General features: G+C 34.0%; 14 protein-coding genes. 11 read left to right on the forward strand and 3 right to left on the reverse strand.

Features of this window, described 5'->3' with window-relative positions; all coding sequences use genetic code 11:
* Positions 1-399 precede the first annotated feature (399 nt).
* From VB776_RS13375 to VB776_RS13395, 5 genes are all read left to right on the forward strand, one after another.
* Positions 400-876: a hypothetical protein gene (locus VB776_RS13375; RefSeq protein WP_323330456.1), complete on the forward strand. Its 477-nt coding sequence runs from the start codon at positions 400-402 to the stop codon at positions 874-876.
* A 737-nt stretch (positions 877-1,613) separates the two neighbouring features.
* Positions 1,614-2,138 (forward strand): hypothetical protein, encoded by a 525-nt coding sequence (locus VB776_RS13380; RefSeq protein ID WP_323330457.1) that lies wholly within the window; start codon positions 1,614-1,616, stop codon positions 2,136-2,138.
* A 199-nt stretch (positions 2,139-2,337) separates the two neighbouring features.
* Complete coding sequence (locus VB776_RS13385) at positions 2,338-3,714, forward strand: AAA family ATPase (protein ID WP_323330459.1); 1,377 nt, start codon at positions 2,338-2,340, stop codon at positions 3,712-3,714.
* Positions 3,689-4,381 carry an RloB family protein gene (locus VB776_RS13390; protein ID WP_323330461.1) on the forward strand — a complete coding sequence of 231 codons (693 nt, stop codon included), beginning with the start codon at positions 3,689-3,691 and terminating at the stop codon, positions 4,379-4,381. Before VB776_RS13385 ends, VB776_RS13390 begins: the two co-directional genes overlap by 26 nt.
* Positions 4,382-4,470: 89 nt before the next feature.
* Positions 4,471-5,862, forward strand: coding sequence for a GH1 family beta-glucosidase (locus VB776_RS13395; RefSeq protein ID WP_323330463.1), 1,392 nt, complete (start codon positions 4,471-4,473; stop codon positions 5,860-5,862).
* 99 nt (positions 5,863-5,961) lie between these two features.
* Here VB776_RS13395 and VB776_RS13400 read toward each other — a convergent pair whose 3' ends face one another.
* Positions 5,962-6,717 carry a LytR/AlgR family response regulator transcription factor gene (locus VB776_RS13400; protein WP_323330466.1) on the reverse strand — a complete coding sequence of 252 codons (756 nt, stop codon included), beginning with the start codon at positions 6,715-6,717 and terminating at the stop codon, positions 5,962-5,964.
* A gap of 236 nt (positions 6,718-6,953) precedes the next feature.
* A complete protein-coding gene (locus VB776_RS13405; RefSeq protein ID WP_323330468.1) occupies positions 6,954-7,982 on the reverse strand; it encodes a sensor histidine kinase in 1,029 nt (342 codons plus the stop codon).
* A 318-nt stretch (positions 7,983-8,300) separates the two neighbouring features.
* Here VB776_RS13405 and VB776_RS13410 point away from each other — a divergent pair, with 318 nt between their 5' ends.
* Complete coding sequence (locus tag VB776_RS13410; protein ID WP_323330471.1) at positions 8,301-10,835, forward strand: TonB-dependent receptor domain-containing protein; 2,535 nt, start codon at positions 8,301-8,303, stop codon at positions 10,833-10,835.
* 56 nt (positions 10,836-10,891) lie between these two features.
* Positions 10,892-11,461: a YceI family protein gene (locus VB776_RS13415; protein WP_323257206.1), complete on the forward strand. Its 570-nt coding sequence runs from the start codon at positions 10,892-10,894 to the stop codon at positions 11,459-11,461.
* Between the two features lie 142 nt (positions 11,462-11,603).
* On the opposite strand, the gene VB776_RS13420 is transcribed toward VB776_RS13415, so the two are convergent.
* Positions 11,604-12,311 (reverse strand): NUDIX hydrolase, encoded by a 708-nt coding sequence (locus tag VB776_RS13420; protein ID WP_323330473.1) that lies wholly within the window; start codon positions 12,309-12,311, stop codon positions 11,604-11,606.
* A 512-nt stretch (positions 12,312-12,823) separates the two neighbouring features.
* On the opposite strand from VB776_RS13420, the gene VB776_RS13425 reads away from it, so the two are divergent.
* The 4 genes from VB776_RS13425 (at position 12,824) to VB776_RS13440 (ending at position 20,450) form a co-directional block, all read left to right on the forward strand.
* Positions 12,824-13,753 (forward strand): sugar phosphate isomerase/epimerase family protein, encoded by a 930-nt coding sequence (locus VB776_RS13425; protein WP_323330475.1) that lies wholly within the window; start codon positions 12,824-12,826, stop codon positions 13,751-13,753.
* 505 nt (positions 13,754-14,258) lie between these two features.
* On the forward strand, positions 14,259-17,444 hold the full coding sequence (locus VB776_RS13430; RefSeq protein ID WP_323330477.1) for a SusC/RagA family TonB-linked outer membrane protein: 3,186 nt from the start codon (positions 14,259-14,261) through the stop codon (positions 17,442-17,444).
* 36 nt (positions 17,445-17,480) lie between these two features.
* Entirely contained in the window at positions 17,481-19,118 is a 1,638-nt protein-coding gene (locus tag VB776_RS13435) for a RagB/SusD family nutrient uptake outer membrane protein (protein ID WP_323330479.1), read from the forward strand.
* Positions 19,119-19,196: 78 nt separating this feature from the next.
* A complete protein-coding gene (locus tag VB776_RS13440; RefSeq protein ID WP_323330481.1) occupies positions 19,197-20,450 on the forward strand; it encodes a glycan-binding surface protein in 1,254 nt (417 codons plus the stop codon).
* Positions 20,451-20,515: the final 65 nt, after the last annotated feature.

The raw sequence follows: 20,515 nt of genomic DNA on the forward strand, positions 1-20,515 counted from the left end.
CGTTATTACGAGTTGGGCTGATTTGTTTATTGCAAAATGTATTTATTGGTCTGTATATCAGTGTCAAAACGTTCTTCAAAGAGTTGCTTTCATTCCAAAGAAAGTGTCAAAGTTTCTAATAAAAGTACTCATTTGAATATTTATTTACCGTATAATAAATATCCATATAATTTCTTCCTGTTTTAAGGTTAAACAATCAATAATTTTTATACGTTTGTTAAGGCAAATGATTGGTAGCAAGCACCTGATTTTCGACACCGATTACCTTTCTTCTTGCAACATACTTCGTAATATATACTTATTGGGGAAAATTGAATACTAAACACTATTATTCCATAAGACATTCTACGAAGGACGCTCTCTAAAATCTTTTTTCTAACATAATAAAACTTACTGGTAATGAGTGCATCCAACAAAATTTCAGCTGTTTTGAACGAAGCCGACAAAATAGCAGCAATTGCTTTCTTGCAACAAGCAAAAGAGCAATTACCTTTTTTAATTAGTACCCCAGCAGACCAAAGTCCTAGCAGAGTAATGGGTTCTAAAAGCGTTGAATATGTGTTACTGTGCTTGGAGGGCGCTAAAAGCTATCCCAACAAAATGACAGGCGATTTCGATACCCAAGAATTTGAAAAAGATGTAGTATTAATTAATCAGCTAAGAAGTATTAAACTAGCAGTAGCAGATTTATTAGACAGAATAGACGACACAATGTTGGCAGCCAGTGCCGATGCAATGATTGCTTCGGATAAAGTATATAAATTATTGAAGGTAGCATGCAAAGAAGACGGTTCAATGAAAGATTTAGTCGATAGAATTGCCCAACGATACAAAAGACCATCCTCTAAAAAACCTAAAAAGGATAACAATCAGTAATTAAAGTTATTAATATTCTAACCTGCGTAGCTTATCATTTATAAAAGGTAGGCTACGCTATTTTTTTTAATAAAGCACCAACAAAATTTGTTCAATACTGATTAGAAATTGTTGGTGTGTCAGCAAAAAAAGGTGAATACTGATTAGAAATTAATGGCATGTCAGCAAAAAATAGTGAATACTGATTATAAATTGATGGCGTGCCAGTAAAAAATGGTGAGTACTGATTAGAAATTGTTGGTGTGTCAACAAAAAATGGTGAATACTGATTAGAAATTGTTGGTGTGTCAGCAAAAAATAGTGAATACTGATTATAAATTGTTGGCGTGTCAGCAAAAAATGGTGAATACTAATTGAAAATTAGTGGAGTGTCAATAGAGTTTATTTAATGATGATTAAAAATTAATGAGGTGTTAATAAAATCAGGTTGATAAAGAAGCTTTATAGGCTTTAATTCTTTATTTGAAATGGAACGATTGATTTAAAAAAAGATGAGCTGACACAAAATTGTCTTAGCTGATTGATTCTTAGATATTTGTGTGATAATTAAGCTTTTAATTAGGTGTAAATAATCAAATTTTTTCAGAAATCAGGACAAAACCAACAATATTATTACTTATGACACAGTTTTAGAGACTATACGATGAGTAAAATTATTCTTAAATTTGCCAATCTTTTTGAATAGATTTTACGTACAGTAAATAGTCAGCAACTTTCATACAAGCAATCGAAATATTATGGAAACAGAACTTAACAAAGACCAAAAAACAATCCTCAACAGTATTGGTTATTATCAAATTATAGGTGGAGTTACAGGTATTGGCTTTGCCATTTATCAACTATCACAAAGCAATGTTATTAATCAAACAATAGCAATTCTTTATTTATTTTGTTTAGCTGTTAGTGCTTTATCGGTGTATAGTGGGCAGTTACTTGTGAAAGGAAAACATAACAAAGGCTTACCATTTGCATTGCTTAGTCAAGTATTACAAGTATTTAATTTTACGCTTTCAGGCTTTACTCTAAAATTTGTGGCGGGCATCATGCTGTCGTTGGGTATTAGTTATACCGAAACATTTAAAATTATCTCAGGTTTTTCTCTAGCAGAAAACACAATCAGCTTTGATGCAAGCGATAATTCAATTATTATCTCGATTAATATTGTAGCGTTATTTTTAGTATATCTTATCGACAAGATACAAAATGACATAGAAGATAAAGAGATAGCACTTGAGAATGAAGCGAATAAAACGATTTATTAGATACAAATTTGAGTTTTAATTCAGGTCTTAGGGTTTCCTAGGACCTGAATTGGTTATTAGAGGACGCTGTTGATTTTATAGTTGAATTAATCATAAAAGTCAATTACCTTTTATAAAGATTCAAAATGGAATATCAAATTCTTAGTAATGATAGGATAAGAAATCAAAAGAATTTAATTTGCGTGAAAATTTCACGAATATGCTGATCAGATTTGTATTAAATAATGTTTTGTCTTTCGGTAAACAGAAAGAATTTAATCTGTTCCCTAACAAACGATTAGGAACTCTGAAAGAACATATTTATAAATTTCAAGACTTTGAAGTATTGAAACTATCTGCCATATATGGAGCGAATGGAGCGGGTAAATCTAATCTAATTCATGGGTTAGCCATGCTGAAATATTTGATTTTAGAAGAACACATTCCATCAAAATTAAAAAATGGACAATTCAAGTTTCAAGAGAATAAATCAGAGACTCCTCAATTGATTGCAATTGAGTTTATGCAGAATGATAGTACTTTTTATTATGGAATAGAGATAAAAAATGGGATTGTTTTAACTGAAGAATTATATGAATCTGGAATGGGAGTGAAAGGGGATATTTTAATTTATGAAAGAAAAACAGATTCAGCAGAGAAAACCACTATTAAATTTTCAGAAAAATTTGAGAAGGATGAAAGAATTCAAATTATAAAAGAAGTTTTACTTCAAGAGTTTGTAAAACCTAATAAGCCTATTTTAAAATTACTTGCCAATAGAGATAATGAAAACCTCAAAATTGTAAAAAAAGCATTTGAATGGTTTGAAAAATCTTTAACTATTATTATGCCTGGTTCTAAGGCAACTGCGTTGCCACAACGTATAGATTTAGATGCTGATTTTAAAAAATTTGTGGATAAAGTAATGTGTTCCTTTAATATTGGCATCACAGATTTATCAATAGAAAAGATAGCCATTGAAGATTATTTTGGCAAAAATGACCAAAATGAGATTGATAAAATTATAGAAAAGATAGACGAAGCACCAAATGAAATGCTTTCTCGTCGCTTTAATAGTGGTGAAGAGTTAAATTTCGTTAAAGAAGGTAATCAGATTTTTGTAAAAAGAATACAATTGAGTCATAAAGGTGCAGATTCAATGATTGTTACATTTGATATGAATGAAGAATCTGATGGGACTACCAGATTATTAGATTTCACACCAGCCTTTGAAGGACTAATTAGTAAGAATAAAGTCTATGTAATTGATGAAATTGAAAGAAGTATCCACCCTTTGTTGATTAAAGAATTGGTTAAAAAGTTCTCCTTAGATACGGAAACAAAAGGACAACTTATATTCACAACTCATGAATCCAATTTATTAGACCAAGAAATTTTCAGACAAGACGAAATTTGGTTTGCTGAAAAAGATGATTCTGGAAATACTGATTTGTACTCTTTGAGTGCTTTTAAGGAACATAAAACAATTGATATTCAAAAAGGGTACTTAAATGGAAGATACGGCTCAATCCCTTTTTTAGGAAATTTACATGACTTAAACTGGCATCATAATGTTACTGAGGAACAGACCATTTAATAGAGAAGAGCCTGAAAGAAGTGCCACAAAAATCTACATCTTTTGTGAGGGTAAAGATAGAGAATTCAAGTATTTTCAGTACTTCGAAGGCATTGATTCAAGATTGAATCTTATTGTACATGAGTTAGATTCAAGTGATGATAATTCTCCTAAAGGTTTGTTGCTATTAGCACAAAATTCTCTGATAAAAAGTAATGAGAATTTAGAACCTAAATATGATTACAGAGAAGGTGATAAAGTATGGATTGTTTTAGATACAGATGAAGACAAGACTAGTAGCCGTCAGCCTCAATTAATGGGATTAAGAGCTTATTGTGATAACAAAACAAATTGGAATGTTGCTCAAAGTAATCCATGTTTTGAGGTTTGGCTATATTATCATCAAGAAAATGATAAACCAGATTTTGAAGGTTTAGAAGTATGTAATGAATGGAAGCCTTTTGTAGGCAAAACAATTAAAGGAGGATTTAATCCTCGAAAACATCCTATTCTTATTCAAAAAGCTATTGTTAATTCTGAGCCACATTTTCAAGCCAACAATGATGGTTTCCCAGTCGTTGCAACTACAGAAGTATTTAAACTTGCTAAAGATATTTTATCAATAGGTAAAATTAAAGACAAGATTAATAGTGAATTATTGAAAAATAATGAGGAAAACCTATTGTAATGGCACTCCGCTCAATTTCCCCTCCAAAAATTTAACATAACAATAACGATTTTTATACTTACTTTTGCAACCCAAAATTTTAGGTGTAAATGCAAGAGAATCAATATATTAGTTTGTCGCCCACTACAGTTGTGCAAGCAAATACTTTTTCAAAGGAAGCTTTCGGGAAAGATTTTGCTTGGGGAATAGCCATGGCTGCTTTCCAAAACGAAGGTGCTTGGGATAAAGATGGCAAAGGAGAATCTATCTGGGATAAGTTTTCACACAAAAAGAATAAAATAAAAGATCAGCAAAACGCTAAAATCGCTTGCGATTTCTACCATCGTTTTGAAGAAGATATTTTACTGGCAAAATCGCTCAATTTTAATACTTTCCGTTTTTCTATTGCTTGGACACGTATCTTGCCGCATGGTACTGGCAAGGTAAATCAGGCTGGATTAGAGTTTTATCATCAAGTAATAGACTGCTGTTTAGAAAACGGATTAGAACCTTACGTTACGCTTTATCACTGGGATTTACCCCAAAACTTAGAAGACAAAGGCGGTTGGACAAACCGTGATATTATCGACTGGTTTTCGGATTACTGCGAAGTCGTTACTCGTGAATTTGCTGCCAAAGTAAAGTATTGGTTAGTCCTGAATGAACCCGCAGGTTTTACAGGTTTGGGTTATATGACGGGCTATCATGCACCCGGACGTTTGGGAATGAGGAATTTCTTACCAGCCGTGCATCACGTAGCAATGTGCCAAGCTGAAGGTGGAAGAATTATCCGCAGAAATGTACCAGAAGCAGTAATTGGTACTACTTTTTCATGTTCATTTATTGAGCCTTTTACCGATAATGAAAATGATAAAAGAGCAGCCAAACGCATTGATGCTTTATTGAATCGTTTATTTCTTGAACCTACTTTGGGTTTGGGTTATCCTGTGCATGAATTGCCTTTTCTTCAAAATATGATAAAAAAGTATGTTCATGCGGGTGATATGGAGAAACTGGCTTTTGATTTCGACTTTATTGGCGTACAGAACTACTTTAAATTGGTAGTGAAAAGTGCTTTTTGGATTCCTTATTTGAAGGCTCTTGAAGTAAAACCCAAAACTAGAAAGATTGATAATGTAACGGACTTGGGTTGGGAAGTGTCGCCTGATGGAATGTACAATATTTTGAAACAGTTTGGAGAATACAAAGACATCAAACAAATCATGGTGACGGAAAACGGTGCGGCTTTTAAAGATGAATTGATTGAAGGAAAGATTAACGACAGCGAAAGAATAGCTTTCTACCAAAGTTATTTGCAACATATTTTGAAAGCAAAACAAGAAGGAGTAAATATAAACGGCTATTTGGCGTGGACACTGACAGATAATTTCGAATGGACTGAAGGTTATAAACCAAGATTCGGTTTAGTTCACATAGATTTCAAAACCCAACAAAGAATAGTCAAAGAATCGGGGAGATGGTTTGAGGAATTTCTTAGGTAATAATTTGAAGATTTGGAAATTTGAAGATTTGAAAATGAAATATAATGTTTCAAATCTCTCATTTTCAAATTTCCAAATCATCAAATTTTCAAATTAACATCATCTTTCAATAAACTCCTTAAATGCCTTTCTATAAGTATCAGAAATCGGTAAAAATACTTTGCCGATTTGTACTTTTTCTCGGTGAACAGATTCTATCCATTCTAAAGCTACGATATAAGAATTGTGTATTCTGACGAATTGTGTTTCGGGCAATTGAGCTTCTAAAGCTTTGAGCGTCTGCAAAGCCACTACTTTCTGCTGTGTGGTGTAAATCGTAACATAATCTTTCAAACCTTCAATATACATAATCTCCGACAAGCGAATTTTCACCAGTTTTGTACCATCTTTTACAAAAATAAAAGCTTGTGTTGCATCTGTTTTATTGATGATTACTTCTTTGATTACCTTCTCTTGTATGACAGGTGCTTGTGGTTGTTGTTGAACAGAAACTGTCGTATTCAATCGTAAAGAAGCTTTTTCAACAGATTTTAAGAATCTTTCAAAAGTGATTGGTTTTAATAAATAATCTAATACATCTAATTCATAGCCTTCGATAGCGTATTCAGAATAAGCCGTGGTGAGAATGATTAAAGGTTTTTTCTGTAAAATCTTTAACAAAGTAATGCCAGTAATCTCAGGCATTTGTATGTCCGAGAAAAGAATATCAACCGTATTGTCTCTAAGAAAATCTAAAGCCTTTAATGGGTCTGAAAAAGACTGTACTAACTGTAAATACGGTACTTTTTTCACGTAAGTTTCCATTAAACTACGAGCCAAAGGTTCATCTTCAACAATGATACAAGTATGGGGCATCTTTTTGAATTGACAGTTTTGAGTTGTGAATTATGAATTAGCGAATTGTGATTGATTGAGTTTTTAATAGCTTTTCTGATTACTAGACATCTTTATGTTATTTATGTAGCGGCAAACCCTTGCGGTTGCCGTTATGTTTGAGGCAACCGCAAGGGTTTGCCGCTACCCACACCATTTATGTAAAAACATAATTTGAAAAGCTACTAAAAATCACTCAATCGCTCATTCACAATTCATTAAATCATAAGCGTTAATTTTACTTTATAATCCGTTTCTCCGTCTTCAACGTCTAATTGGTATTTATTAGCGTAGCTCAAATCTAATCTACGACTAACATTTCTTAAACCAATACCCGATTTCTCATGATTTGAAGACTTCAATTTACTGTTTTCTACCGTATAAATCAACGACTCATTGTTCACCAATAATTTTACTGAAATAAAGGCATCGGTAGAATTATTACTTACGCCATGTTTGAAGGCATTTTCCAGAAAAGTAATCAGAATTAAGGGGACAATTTGTGCTTGTGTGATGTTTCCTTCAATTTCAAAACTAATTGGAATTTGGTTGTTCAATCGTAGTTTTTCGAGACTGATATAATTTTCGATGTACTCAATTTCTTTACTCAGCAATACTTTCGCATGATTGGAATCATAAATCATGTAACGCATCATTTGTGATAATTTAGCAATTACTTCTGTAGTATTTGGCGAATTGGTAAATGCTAAATAGTACAGATTGTTCAACGTATTGAACAAAAAATGCGGATTGATTTGGGCTTTCAAAAAAGTAAGTTCAGCCGTTAATTTTTCGTTTTCTACTTCTTTGCGTTTGGCTTCAAGTTCCAACCAATCTTCTGCAAACTTTAACATCCCTACGAAAATGACAATGAAAAATGTTCCTACAGCTTGTTGAACAACAAATTTCGAGCTATAAAAGTAACCGATATGTTCATTATGTGCCATTTGATACCTTTTTACATAGATATATGCCGTAATCATAATGGCAAAAAGTGGAAGGAATTCAAACAAATAAGCTACAAGGTTCTTGTTCTTTAGAAAACGTGGAAGGAAAATAAAATAATTGATATAAGCCACTAAAGCTACAAAACCTACGTGAAGTACGGAAGTAACCAAAGCTTCTACTAAATCTGGGTCTTCACCGGGTTTGGTGAAGCTGACTTGATAATAAAAGAAAGAGAAATACACACACCAGAAAGACAAATGTATGAGTAAAATTCTGTTTCGTTGAATATAAGCTTGCATATTTTTTATAATGTATGATAATCAATTTGGTATAAGTTCAACTCAAATTTCTATAAAAAAAATAACATATATGCCTCTGATAGGCTTGAAGTACTCCAATTGTCTAAACTATTGGATGAGTCCTCTATTTTATCCGATAATTCACCTCGAAATCCCGACAATTCCTCTTTATCGTGTTAGTATCCGATTCGTCGATTTTCCTTCCTTGATTGTCTATCGCTAATTTTCCTTTCATTTTATTGTATTTGTTTTGTAGCAAGAAATTCACAAAGACAAAAAATCAAAAGCGTTTTCGATACAATCAAATATTTTACGACGATGAAAAAATTATTAACATTATTCCTAATCATTTTCACAAGTAGTGAAATCGCATTAGCTCAATTTGGAGGACCGCCAAACGGAGGCGGTGGAGATGGAAATGGTAGAAGACAAACTTCTCAACAACAAGCAGCTCCAAGTTTTGAAATCAATACTCCAAAGGGAAATTCTAAAATCTCAGGTTTTATCATTGATTCAACAGCAACTAATGCGGTAGAATTTGCCAATATTTCATTAATTAATAAAGTTACAAAAAAGCCAGTTGATGGTACAATGGCAGATGAAAAAGGAAAATTTTCATTAACGAAAGTAGCTGTTGGTGATTATAAATTAATGATTTCGTTCATCGGTTTTGAAAGTAAAACCATTGATAATATTAAAGTAGAAAAAGGGAAAGACATTGATTTAGGCGTGTTGAAATTAGCACCAATTTCTCAAATGTTGGATGGAGTAACAGTTACGGCTGAAAAAGCATTGATTGAAGAAAAAGTTGACCGCCTAGTATATAATGCCGAGAAAGATATGTTAGCAAAAGGCGGAGACGCTTCGGATATTTTGAAAAAAGTACCAATGCTTTCGGTAGATTTAGATGGAAACGTATCGTTAAGAGGAACTACCAACATTAAAGTATTAATCAACAATAAGCCTTCAACTATTGTAGCAAGTAGTATTGCAGATGCTTTGAAAATGATTCCTGCAGATTTAATTAAAACAGTAGAAGTAATTACTTCGCCGTCGGCTAAATATGATGCTGAAGGTTCAGCAGGGATTATCAATATCATCACGAAAAAATCATCTATCGAAGGCTTAACATTGAATGTTGATTCAGGAGTAGGGCTTCGTGCTTCAAACTTAGGATTAAACGGTAGCTATCGTAGCGGTAAATTAGGGATTACTTTGGGTGGTTTTGGAAGATTATTCTACAATAAATCAGCTACTTCTTTAGAGCAATCAACCGTAAGAGATGGCGTTACACAGTTAACACAACAAAGTTCTGATGCCAAAGACAATGGTCTTTTTGGAAGATATAATTTAGGTTTCGATTATGAAATTTCAAAAAGTCAATCAATTAATGCTTCTGTAGCTTTTGGTACAAGAAATATCGAACGTAGCCAAGATTATATTACAAGATTGTTTTCAAACAGTTCACTAGCATCTACTTCTTACAGAGATGTTGATAGCAAAGATTTATCAAACTCGGTAGATGTAAATGTTGACTATATCAAAACATTCAAACCACAGCAAGAGTGGTCGATTTCTACACAATACAGCCAAAATAATTTAACAAATAATTTTGATGCTAATATTTTGAACGGAGCTAGTGAATTATTGAGCCGTCAGAGAAACATTAACGGTAATACCAACCGTGAGATTACACTTCAAACAGATTACCAAACACCAATCAAACAAAACCAAATGTTTGAAGTAGGTTTAAAAAGCATTACTCGTCAAGTAGATAGCGACTATCAATATTTATTCGCAGGTAGCACAGGCGGATATAGTACAGATGCAAAAAATCCTTCTGGCTTATTGAATTACAAGCAAATGATTTCGTCAGGGTATGTTTCTTATACATATTCAACCAAGAATAAATATACTTTCAAAGTAGGAACACGTTACGAATACACAACAATTGATGCTAATACGGATAAGAATTCAATCAATATTCCTTCTTATGGAAATTTAGTACCGAGTATTAATATTTCTAAAAGTTTAGGTGGAGCAACATTGAAATTGGCTTACAATAACCGTATCCAACGCCCAGGTTTACAGCAATTGAACCCTAACTTCAATGCTTCAAACGCACAAAATATCACGATTGGTAATCCGAGCTTAAAACCAGAAATTACTAATAATGTTGAGCTAAGTTTGAGTAAAAATATCAACAGAACGTATTTGAATGTATCGGTGTTCGGTCGTCAGACAAATAATTCAATTGTAAGAATTAGTACACCATCAGATACTTTGGTTGGGGCAATCGTAACAACGTTCCAAAATATCGGTAAGCAGCAAACATACGGAGCGAATATTTTTGGAAATACTTTCATCACACCGAAATGGTCGTTGAACGGAGGAGTAGATATTTACTATAATTACTTAGATGGACAAGCAGCGAATGCAACAGGCGGTTATTCACTAATTAGTAACTCAGGTTTTACAATTGGTGGAAGAATTTCATCACAAATACAATTAAATAACGGTTGGGGCGTTCAAGCATTTGGTGGTTACCGTGGAAACCAAGTACAATTACAAGGTTCACAAAATGGAATGGGAATGTATTCTGTTGGTGTAAAGAAAGATATCAACAACAAAAAAGGAAGTATTGGCTTAGCAGCAGAGAATTTCTTTGGAGGAATGACGATGACTTCAACGTTGAATACCGCACAGTTTAGTCAGAAAAGTGTAAACAATATTTATAACCAAAATATCAAGTTAACGTTTAGTTATAAGATTGGTAACATGAAGTTTGTAGAGCAGAAAAAATCAAAATCTGTTAAAAATGATGACGTAAAAGGTGGGGAATCTAATAATTAAGTATAAAATTTGTAAATTCAAACGTTAAAATAAACCAGTCTAATCAATCTAAAACAATGAAAAAAATCGCAATCCTAGTAACAACCATTGTTGTATCAGTAACATCATCGTTTGCTCAAAAATGGAATGTTGATAAAGCACACTCTAAAGTAGGCTTTACAGTAACCCACTTAATGCTTTCAGAAGTAGATGGTAATTTCAAAACTTTTGATGCAACCATTACTTCATCAAAAGAAGATTTTACGGATGCAGTTTTTGAATTATCAGCAGATGTTGCAAGTGTTGCTACTGATAATGATATGAGAGATGGACATTTGAGAAAACCAGATATGTTTGATGCTGAGAAATTTCCAAAATTGACTTTCAAAAGTACTTCTATCACGAAAGTTGATGCAAAAAAATATAAATTAGCAGGAGATTTAACGATTAAAGGAGTAACAAAACCAGTAACACTTGATTTAACTTTGAACGGTGTTGGTAAAAATAACAGAACTCAAAAGCCAATTGCTGGGTTTAAGTTAACAGGAACTATCAAACGTACTGACTTTGGTGTAGGTGGAATGCCATCAGCAGTAGTAAGCGAAGACATCGAAATTAGAGCAGTAGGTGAATTCGGTAAAGAATAAAAATATTAAGAAGTAACATTGATTATTTCTTTAAGATATAGTCAGTCTGAAACACACGTAAAGTTGTGTTTTTGATTGAAAAAAAGAAAGGCTTGCTGTTCTACGGCAAGCCTGTTCTCTTTTATAGCAGTAAGGAAATAAATTACTTTCCAGTGAATCTATACAAGTAAGGTGCTTTGTTGGCTGCACCCGTCATTTTTTTATCTAATCTTTCCAAAATTCCTAAACTTAGCATTTTGCGTTGGAAGTTGGTGCGAAGTAATTTTTTATCTAAAATAGTTTCGTATAAATTCTGCAAATCATTCATGGTAAATACTTCTGGCAAAAGATTAAAACCTATCAGTTTTTCATCCAGAAAAAAGCGTAAAGTTTCTAAAGCCTTTGTTACCATTAATGAATGGTCATAAACCAAAGTGGGGATTTCTTTAATATCATACCATTCGCAAGTATCAGAATGCACATCTGGTGTTGGTGTTGCTTTCGTAAAATCTATTAAAGCATAAAAACCAATCGAAATAAAGCGTCTCATCAAAAAATGGTCGGGACCAATAATATTTCCACCTGCTGCCATTGCAGATTTCATTACTTCGTTATCACGTCTATTTCTATCGCCAAATACATGAAATTGTTCTAAGTAAATGTTCGTCAAACCTGTACGTTCTTCTAAAATTCTTTGGGCTGCCTCTTCTAAATTTTCACTTTCTTTGATGAATCCACCCGGAACAGCTAACCAATCTGTACTTTTAAAATTCAGTAATAATATTTTCAATTGATTGTCGTGAAATCCAAAAATCACACAGTCAATCGAAATGCCAGGAAGATAGTCAACAGAACTAATTAGAGTACTCATAAGCTTTTTTGAGATGTTTAAGCGAAATTTTGATAAATGTAAAGAAAAATTTGGTAAGATAAAAAGGTTCAATTATCATTGTACCGTAATGATACAATAATTTTAATACTATTTAATCTGGAAAAATAAATATGATTTTTTTTGAGTATTTTTTCTAGCACTTTGTTATTCAGGTTTTTGACAAATGTTGGGGCAAATTATGAAAAGAGAAAGTATGAATTCAGATAACTCTATTGTCATTATTGAATCATGATATTCTAAGGTTATTTTAGAAGTAACAATTGCTGTTGAAATAATGTATTGAAACCAGAATTATTAGATTGACAATTTACCCATAAAGAAATAAAGTACAACTATAAATTTCGACTCATGCCTGCCTTAGGGCAGGCGATGTCAATAAATATCTGTAAACACTCTTGTATCCAATTTTACATAATATTTGATTCTGCAAAACTAAACACAACAAAAACGACTTGCCATTAGAGATTTGATAATAAACATTACCTGTAACTATGCAAAACAGAAGAGACTTTCTTAAAAATACAGGTGCTTTAGCACTTGGTGGAATGCTAATGCCGAATTTGGCGGACGCATTTGCTACTAAACTTACTCCTAAAAACTTTGGAGTACAGTTATTCACAACGATGTCGATAATCGACAAAGATGTAACAGGAACATTGAAGCAAATTGCTGGAATTGGTTATAAAGAAATAGAATCGGCTTTCAGTATGAAAGGTGGATACTACGGCATGAAGCCAAAGGAATTTGCCACTGTGGTAAGTGATTTGGGTATGACTTGGCAAGCACACCATATTATGGGTGCTCCTTTCAGAATGCCAGCTCCAAAACCAGGAGCGCCCGTAAATCCGAATGCTGAAATGTTGAAAAGAATGCCACCAATGAAATCGTTAATGAACGATACTCAGCAGGTAGTTGACGAAGTAGCAGAAGGCGGTGCAAAGTATTTGGTATGTGCGAGTATTCCTGTGAAGACATCGGAAGATATTAAATCGTCGTTAGAGATTCTTCAGAAAGCAGGAGAGGCTTGTAAAAAAGCAGGACTTACTTTTATTTTCCATAACCACACAGCTGAATTTGAAAAAGTAGATGGACAATTACCTTTCGATATTTTCACTTCACAAATCAGTGCTGATTTATTGAAATTTGAATTGGATTTAGCTTGGGCAACGAAAGCTGGCGTAAATATTCCAGCATTATTTGCTAAACATCCGGGTCGTTTTCCGTTATTTCACGTAAAAGATTTGAACAAAGAAACCCTGTTGCCTGTAGAAGTAGGAACAGGAATTGTTGACTTTAAGTCAATTTTTGCGGCTGCTGATACAGCTGGCGTAAAACATCTTTTCATTGAACAAGATGGAGCGCCATCACCAATTGATAATTTAACGACAAGTTTTGGTAACTTAAAGAAGATTACAGCTTAATCGTCAATTAAGTAATTTGAAAAATCCCACGAGCAAAATCTTACAGCTTGTGGGATTTTTTTGTTTTAACCTACACTTATATTTATTCTGTAGAACGAGTTTCCAACTCGTAAAAGATGTGAATAAGCGAGTTGGAAACTCGTTCTACAGAAAAGGTGACTTTTTCTATTTCTTTTCAAGATTGATGATACAAAAATTGTATTATTGATAATTAGCTTTACTTTTTTTATTGAGAGTAGTTTTTCCAATAAGAATGGATATTTTCTGCAATCCATCTTTTGAGGCATCTAGTACTTCTTTTTCAATAAAATCCTGTCTATTTTTCCAAAAACCAAGGGTAAACCCTTGATTTTTAAATCAGGGGAAAGCCCTGATTTATATAGTACAAATTAAACCCAATTTTGTACTATTATTTTTTATACTATCCCGATATAAAATTCAACTTTTTTAAGTGTACCGTTTTGCTATAAGATTCAAATACATTATACCCAATAAATCCTTTACAATGAAAACAACTTTCCAAAGCAGTGATCCACCAAAAATGGACAAAAATCTATTATTAAAATTGTCATTTATGTTGTTGATGTTCGTTTTTCAAATCAGCGAAATCTCAGCACAGAAAGCGGCTGTTCAAACACAGAAAATTACAGGTAAGATTGTATCTAGTCAGGATAATCAACCTGTTCCCGGAGCAAGTATTTTGGTAAAAGGAACTACTACTGGTAGTACGGCTAATGCTTTAGGCGAATTTAGCATTGAAGCAGGAAGCAATGCAACTTTACTTATTACGTCGGTAGGTTATACTTCTCAAGAAGTGAAAATAGCAGGCAGATTAAAAATCAATGTAACCTTGGTAGAGAATATTTCGTCTTTGGATGAAGTAGTTGTAGTGGGCTATGGTTCACAAAAAACACGTTACCTATCAGGCTCGCAAACTAATATTGGTGAATCTGAAATTAAAAGAACTGTCAATACTTCACTAGACCAAGCCTTGCAAGGACGTGCCGCTAACGTTTATGTAGCAAGTAACTCTGGAAAACCAGGAGGTGCTGCCTCTGTTTACATTCGTGGTGTGTCGTCAATTAATGGAAATACTCAGCCAATGTATGTGATTGATGGTGTACAAATTATGCCGCCAAACAGTACTGAATCTGACGGACAATCAAATATTTTGGCAAGTTTAAATCCAGATGATATTGAATCAATGAACGTATTGACCGGTCCTTCAGCACAATCAATCTATGGTTCAAGGGCTTCAAATGGTGTAATTGTAGTAACTACTAAAAAAGGAAAGGCTGGCGATACCAGAATTAACTTTACGAGTATGTATAACTTCCAGACATTACCGAATCAATTGCCAGTAATGAACTTGAAAGAATACGCAATTTATAGTAATGCTTGGGCTGATATAGTTGGTTATGGTCGTCAAGCGGAGTTTTCAGATCCTTCTATTTTAGGGGAAGGTACAAACTGGCAAACAGCTTTGTTCAAAACTGCTGCGATGAAAAAACAACAACTTTCATTGAGTGGCGGAAACGAAAGAACTACTTATTATCTTTCTTTTGAATTATTGAATCAAGATGGCTTGGCACCCAATTCAGGCTTTGATAGAAAATCATTAAGATTAAATCTTGAAACAAAACTTCGTAGTTATTTAAAAGTTGGAACAAATCTATCTCTTTCTGGAACAAACGAAAACCTATCCATTGGAGACGACCAAATTATTAGTACCGCTATCCAACAGTCACCAGCAACACCGCTAAAAAATGGTGATGGTTCATGGGGTGGGCCGCAAAACGTAACACCTACCACTCCTTCTTACGTTTTTGTGACCAACCCCGTGGCATTGGCTTATACCAATAGCAATGTTTACAAACGTATAAGTACATTCGGTGCTGTTTATGCAGATTTGAATATCTTTAAAGATTTGGTATTTCATGCAGAATTTAATGGTACTTATGGTAATGATACCAGAGCAATCTTTAATCCCTCTTATCAATTTGGCGTAAATAATATCACTCAAGGGGCAACCAATTCAGTTACTTCATCAAGACGATATGCAGGGAATAATTATTACTGGAGTACCAACCAACGTTTGAACTATACTAAAAGATTCCAAAAACATGATGTCAACATTACAGTTGGGCATGAATCTCAGTATGGTTTTTCTGAAAATTTATCAGGAAGCGTAACAGGTTATACAAGTAATAATATTCCAGAATTATCAGCTGGTGATTTGAAAACGTCTATCAGTGGAAGTAGCAGAGATGCCAATTCGCAAGAATCATATTTTACTCGTTTAGGCTATATTTTTGATGATAAATATATTCTTCAAGCTACTTATCGTGGAGATGCTTCTTCAAATTTTGGGCCGAACAATCGTTGGGGATTCTTCCCCTCAGTTTCTGCTGCTTGGATAGTATCAAGAGAGAGTTTCATGAAAAGTGTAAGTTCGATAGATGAAATGAAACTAAGAGTAGAAATGGGAACTACTGGTAACCAATATTACGGTAAACCTATTTATGCTTCTTTGAATGCCATTCCAACACAAACGGGTCAAGGCTTTTTGGCAGCCAATTTCGCTAACCCAGATTTGAAATGGGAAAGTACAAAATCATACAACATCGGTTTAGATTTACACGCATTCAAAAATAGAATACACTTAGTTTTTGATGCTTATTTAAGAAAAACAAGTAACCTAATTACAGAATTACCATTGCCAGCTTATGCAGGTACAACGGGTACAGGGGCAATCGGTTCGCCAGTAGTAAACCTTGGTGATTTGGAAAATAAAGGACTTGGTATTTCAATCAATACTGTACCGATTGAAGGTAAATCACCTGGTTCATTAACATGGAAAAGCGGTTTTAATATCTCGTTCGATAGAAACAAATTATTAAAACTCAACACAGACAGAGCTTTTGCCAGCCGTAAACCTTGGTTTACTGATGTAATTTCTCGTTCAAATATTGGTCAACCACTTTGGCAGTTTTATGCTTATAAGTATGCAGGTATTTTCCAAAATTACCAAGAGCTTATCAATAGTGCTGTTCCAGCAAATGTACCAATTAGTCAAAATGGCGTTTGGGTGGGTGATGTAAAATTTGTTGACGTAAATGGAGATAATGTAATTGATGATTTAGACAGAACCGTTGTAGGAAATCCTTGGCCAAAATATACTTTCGGTATCAATAATAGCTTCTCTTATAAAAACTTCGACCTGTCTATTTTCATGCAAGGAACGTATGGAAACCAAATATTCAACCAATTGAAATTGAATAATTCGGGCTTTACCAATTTAATTCGTGGAGCGTATAAAGAAGTAATCAATTTCGCAAGACCAAGTAGTTATGATGAAACTGCACAATTGTTGAATCCGGGAACGAATGTGCCAAGAGTAGGAAATACGCCAAATGGTAACGGTCGTGCAACTGATAAGTTTATCGAAGATGGTTCGTATTTACGTGCTAAAAACATTACTTTGACTTACAATTTACCAAAAGCAATTCTTAAAAAATACTTGCCAATCAATGGTTTACGCTTAACGGCTGGTGTTCAAAATGCTTTTACAATTACCAAATATTCAGGATATGACCCAGAAGTAGGAAATGCTTCAAATGTTCCAGGTTTTGATAACGGTCGTTATCCATCTTCAAGAATGTACACTTTTAGCTTGTCGGCAGACTTTTAATCAACGTACATTTTATCAAGTTTAAACATCAAGAAAATGAAAAGATATAATTTTTTAAAATACATATTCTTATTCTTAACTATTTGTGGTCTGACAAGTAGTTGTAAAGACGATTTCTTAGAACGACCGCCATTAAGTAATCTAACGGCTGGAACATTTTTCAATACAGATGCTGAATTACTCACTTCAACAGCAGCTTTATATAACCAAGTTTGGGCAGGTGCAAACGGACAATCTTTATTAGCTTTTGGGGATGGTCGTGGAGGAAACTTCTTTACTCCTTATGTGGCCGACTGGCTTCAATTCTGTTCGTTTGCTGTTTCAAATACCAATGGTGCTTTAAAGGATTCTTGGTCGTCGTTTTATAATATCATCGCTCAGTCCAATGTATTAATCAGCAATGTAAATACGTATGCAAAGCCGGCGGTTTCGGCAACGGCTAAGAAAACAGCTTTGGGCGAAGCACGTTATATGCGTGGTTTGGCGTACTCTCTTTTAGTACAAAACTGGGGTCCTGTACCAATTATTACTGATAATATCAAACAAGGGGGCGATACTACTTTATCAAGAAATACAGTAGAAAGCGTTTGGGAATTTGCGATTCGTGATATGCAGTATGCGATTGCTAATCTTCCTGCTACTTCTACGACGGGTCGTTTAACGAAGTACTCTGCCGAAGGAATGTTGGCTAGATTTTACTTAACACGTTCAGGGTTGAATTCAACCAATGGACAACGTAACCAAATGTATTTAGATAGTGCTAAGTATTATGCAAAGGATGTAATTATGAATAGTCCATACAAATTGATGGATAATTATGCTGACTTATTTTTTACAAAAAATAACAATAATCCAGAGCAATTATTTGGTTTACAGTGGGTTCCATTACGTGACCCTTGGGGAGTAGGAAATACATTTCAATCTCAATTTGCATCAAATAGTACCATTACAGGAGGCTCAGATGGTTGGGGTGGCGGACATGGTGCTTCGGCAGACTATGTTTTAAATTTAGATCCAATCGACTCTATTCGTAGAAAAGCTACTTATATGTTTCCGGGCGACCATTATCCAGAATTGAATAAAAAAGGTGGAGGATGGGGAGAGCCAATCCCAAGTGCAAGTACTTACAGTAATATTGCTCACTTCAAAAAATATATTGTTGGTACACCAGACGATAATGAAGGTAAAGGACAGGTTCAAGCTACTGGTAACAATACTTATATGCAACGTTTGGCAGATGTATATTTTATTTATGCAGAAGCAATTTTAGGAAATAATACTTCTACTACAGACCCTGAAGCTTTGAAGTATTTTAATGCTGTAAGAAACAGAGCAGGTTTACCTTCTGTGACTTCTATCAATATTGATAAAATTTTACATGAACGTCGCTACGAATTTGCAGTTGAAGGCGATGCTTGGTATGATATCGTTCGCTTGTACTACTATAATCCAACGAAAGCTAAAGCAATTATCAACGCTCAACAAAAAGGAGAGTATAAAATAGACATCAAGCCTGGTACTTATGCAAATGGTAGAATTCGTGAATTTACGACTACAATTTTAGTACCTCGTACTTACACAGTTAATGATGCAACGATGTTTTTGCCATATCCTGATACAGAATTGGCGATGGCTCCAAACTTGAGAAAACCACCAGTGCCTTACAAGTTTTAGTTTCAAGTATCAATTGTAAAATTTGAAAGGAGAGGATTCCTCTCCTTTGATAAATTCTCATAGAAAATGAAAAAATCAATGAATCATATATTTGGTAAGCTGGGATTACTATTCATCGTCTCGCTTGCTATTTTATCTTCTTGTCAGGATTCCGAACTAGAGCCTATCTCTACAGGAACGCCAGTCATCAAGAAAGTCTATCTTCTTGATACTATTTCAAGGCATAAAGACAGCACATTTGTATCAACCATTCCTGATGATAAACTGTTGGTGATTAATGGTGAAAATTTAGGGGGCATCATCAAAATATATTTTAACGATTATGAGGCTTCATTCAATACCAATTACAACACTAACACACATTTAATTATTAGACTTCCCAAAGAAGCCCCAACTGAAGCAACGATGGCAACGGTTTCTAATAAAATTAGAATAGTAACAAGCCATGGCGAAGCAACTTATGATTTTTTATTATTGCCACCTCCACCCAATATTTATTGGATAGATAACGAAAATGCACTTCCAGGAACAACAGTTACGATTTATGGGGCAAATTTCCTTTTAGTTCAAAAAGTGGTGTTTCCGGGAAATATAGAAGTAACAGACTTTAAAGCAACGAAAGAAGGTGATAAAATAGAAGTAAAAGTACCTACTAATTTAACGCTTTCAGGGCCATTGGAAGTAGTAACAAAATATGGAGAATCAAAAACAGTAGCACCCTTTAATTTGAATTCAGGAGCAAGCGTATTTGCTAATTTTGATGATAAACAATGGGCAGATTGGATGTGGAATATTTTTGTAAAAAACAGCACTACAGACTATCCGGGGGCTCATGGTTCTTATGCTTACTTTGAAAAAAATACTGTAACCAAAGCAGGAGATAACGCTTGGTGGAATGCAGATGGAAGAGCGATGTGGCTAACAACAGATTTGAGAAACCCTTTGATGAGCAAAGATAGTTTAACAAATAGAGTAGAACATTTTTCATTGAAATTTGAAATTAATGTGAAGCAAGCTTGGGCTTCTGGAGCATTTTTGATTAAAGCTAATGGCAAAAACTACGCTGCTCGCTATGAACCTTGGAGAACCGCTGGAAAGGCATATACTACTCAAGGTTGGGTAACAGCAACCATTCCGTTAACTGATTTCAGAACAGCCGATGGTACAGGTTCTTCTGCGGCTTCAATCAGCGATATTTTGGGAGCTGATGGTAATAATGGAGGAGCTGAATTTGTTTTCTTCTTCGATAATACAACACCACAAAATAGTGATATTGACAAAATTGCAATTGCGGTAGATAACCTGCGTATTGTAAGAACAACTCCTAAATAAAATTTAGCACTTCAAAAACAAAAAAATCCTTCTAAAAAACTAGAAGGATTTTTTTTAAGACCCTT

This window comes from Arcicella gelida, assembly GCF_034931025.1.
GTDB classification, from domain to species: domain Bacteria; phylum Bacteroidota; class Bacteroidia; order Cytophagales; family Spirosomataceae; genus Arcicella; species Arcicella gelida.

What these genes read in the sequence shown, in the direction of transcription:
- VB776_RS13410 (WP_323330471.1), top strand. Translation starts at nt 8,301, where the DNA reads ATGAAAAAATTATTAACATTATTCCTAATCATTTTCACAAGTAGTGAA.
- VB776_RS13380 (WP_323330457.1), top strand. Translation starts at nt 1,614, where the DNA reads ATGGAAACAGAACTTAACAAAGACCAAAAAACAATCCTCAACAGTATT.
- VB776_RS13375 (WP_323330456.1), top strand. Translation starts at nt 400, where the DNA reads ATGAGTGCATCCAACAAAATTTCAGCTGTTTTGAACGAAGCCGACAAA.
- VB776_RS13435 (WP_323330479.1), top strand. Translation starts at nt 17,481, where the DNA reads ATGAAAAGATATAATTTTTTAAAATACATATTCTTATTCTTAACTATT.
- VB776_RS13390 (WP_323330461.1), top strand. Translation starts at nt 3,689, where the DNA reads ATGTTACTGAGGAACAGACCATTTAATAGAGAAGAGCCTGAAAGAAGT.
- VB776_RS13385 (WP_323330459.1), top strand. Translation starts at nt 2,338, where the DNA reads ATGCTGATCAGATTTGTATTAAATAATGTTTTGTCTTTCGGTAAACAG.
- VB776_RS13400 (WP_323330466.1), bottom strand. Translation starts at nt 6,717, where the DNA reads ATGCCCCATACTTGTATCATTGTTGAAGATGAACCTTTGGCTCGTAGT.
- VB776_RS13395 (WP_323330463.1), top strand. Translation starts at nt 4,471, where the DNA reads ATGCAAGAGAATCAATATATTAGTTTGTCGCCCACTACAGTTGTGCAA.
- VB776_RS13440 (WP_323330481.1), top strand. Translation starts at nt 19,197, where the DNA reads ATGAATCATATATTTGGTAAGCTGGGATTACTATTCATCGTCTCGCTT.
- VB776_RS13430 (WP_323330477.1), top strand. Translation starts at nt 14,259, where the DNA reads ATGAAAACAACTTTCCAAAGCAGTGATCCACCAAAAATGGACAAAAAT.
- VB776_RS13420 (WP_323330473.1), bottom strand. Translation starts at nt 12,311, where the DNA reads ATGAGTACTCTAATTAGTTCTGTTGACTATCTTCCTGGCATTTCGATT.
- VB776_RS13415 (WP_323257206.1), top strand. Translation starts at nt 10,892, where the DNA reads ATGAAAAAAATCGCAATCCTAGTAACAACCATTGTTGTATCAGTAACA.
- VB776_RS13425 (WP_323330475.1), top strand. Translation starts at nt 12,824, where the DNA reads ATGCAAAACAGAAGAGACTTTCTTAAAAATACAGGTGCTTTAGCACTT.
- VB776_RS13405 (WP_323330468.1), bottom strand. Translation starts at nt 7,982, where the DNA reads ATGCAAGCTTATATTCAACGAAACAGAATTTTACTCATACATTTGTCT.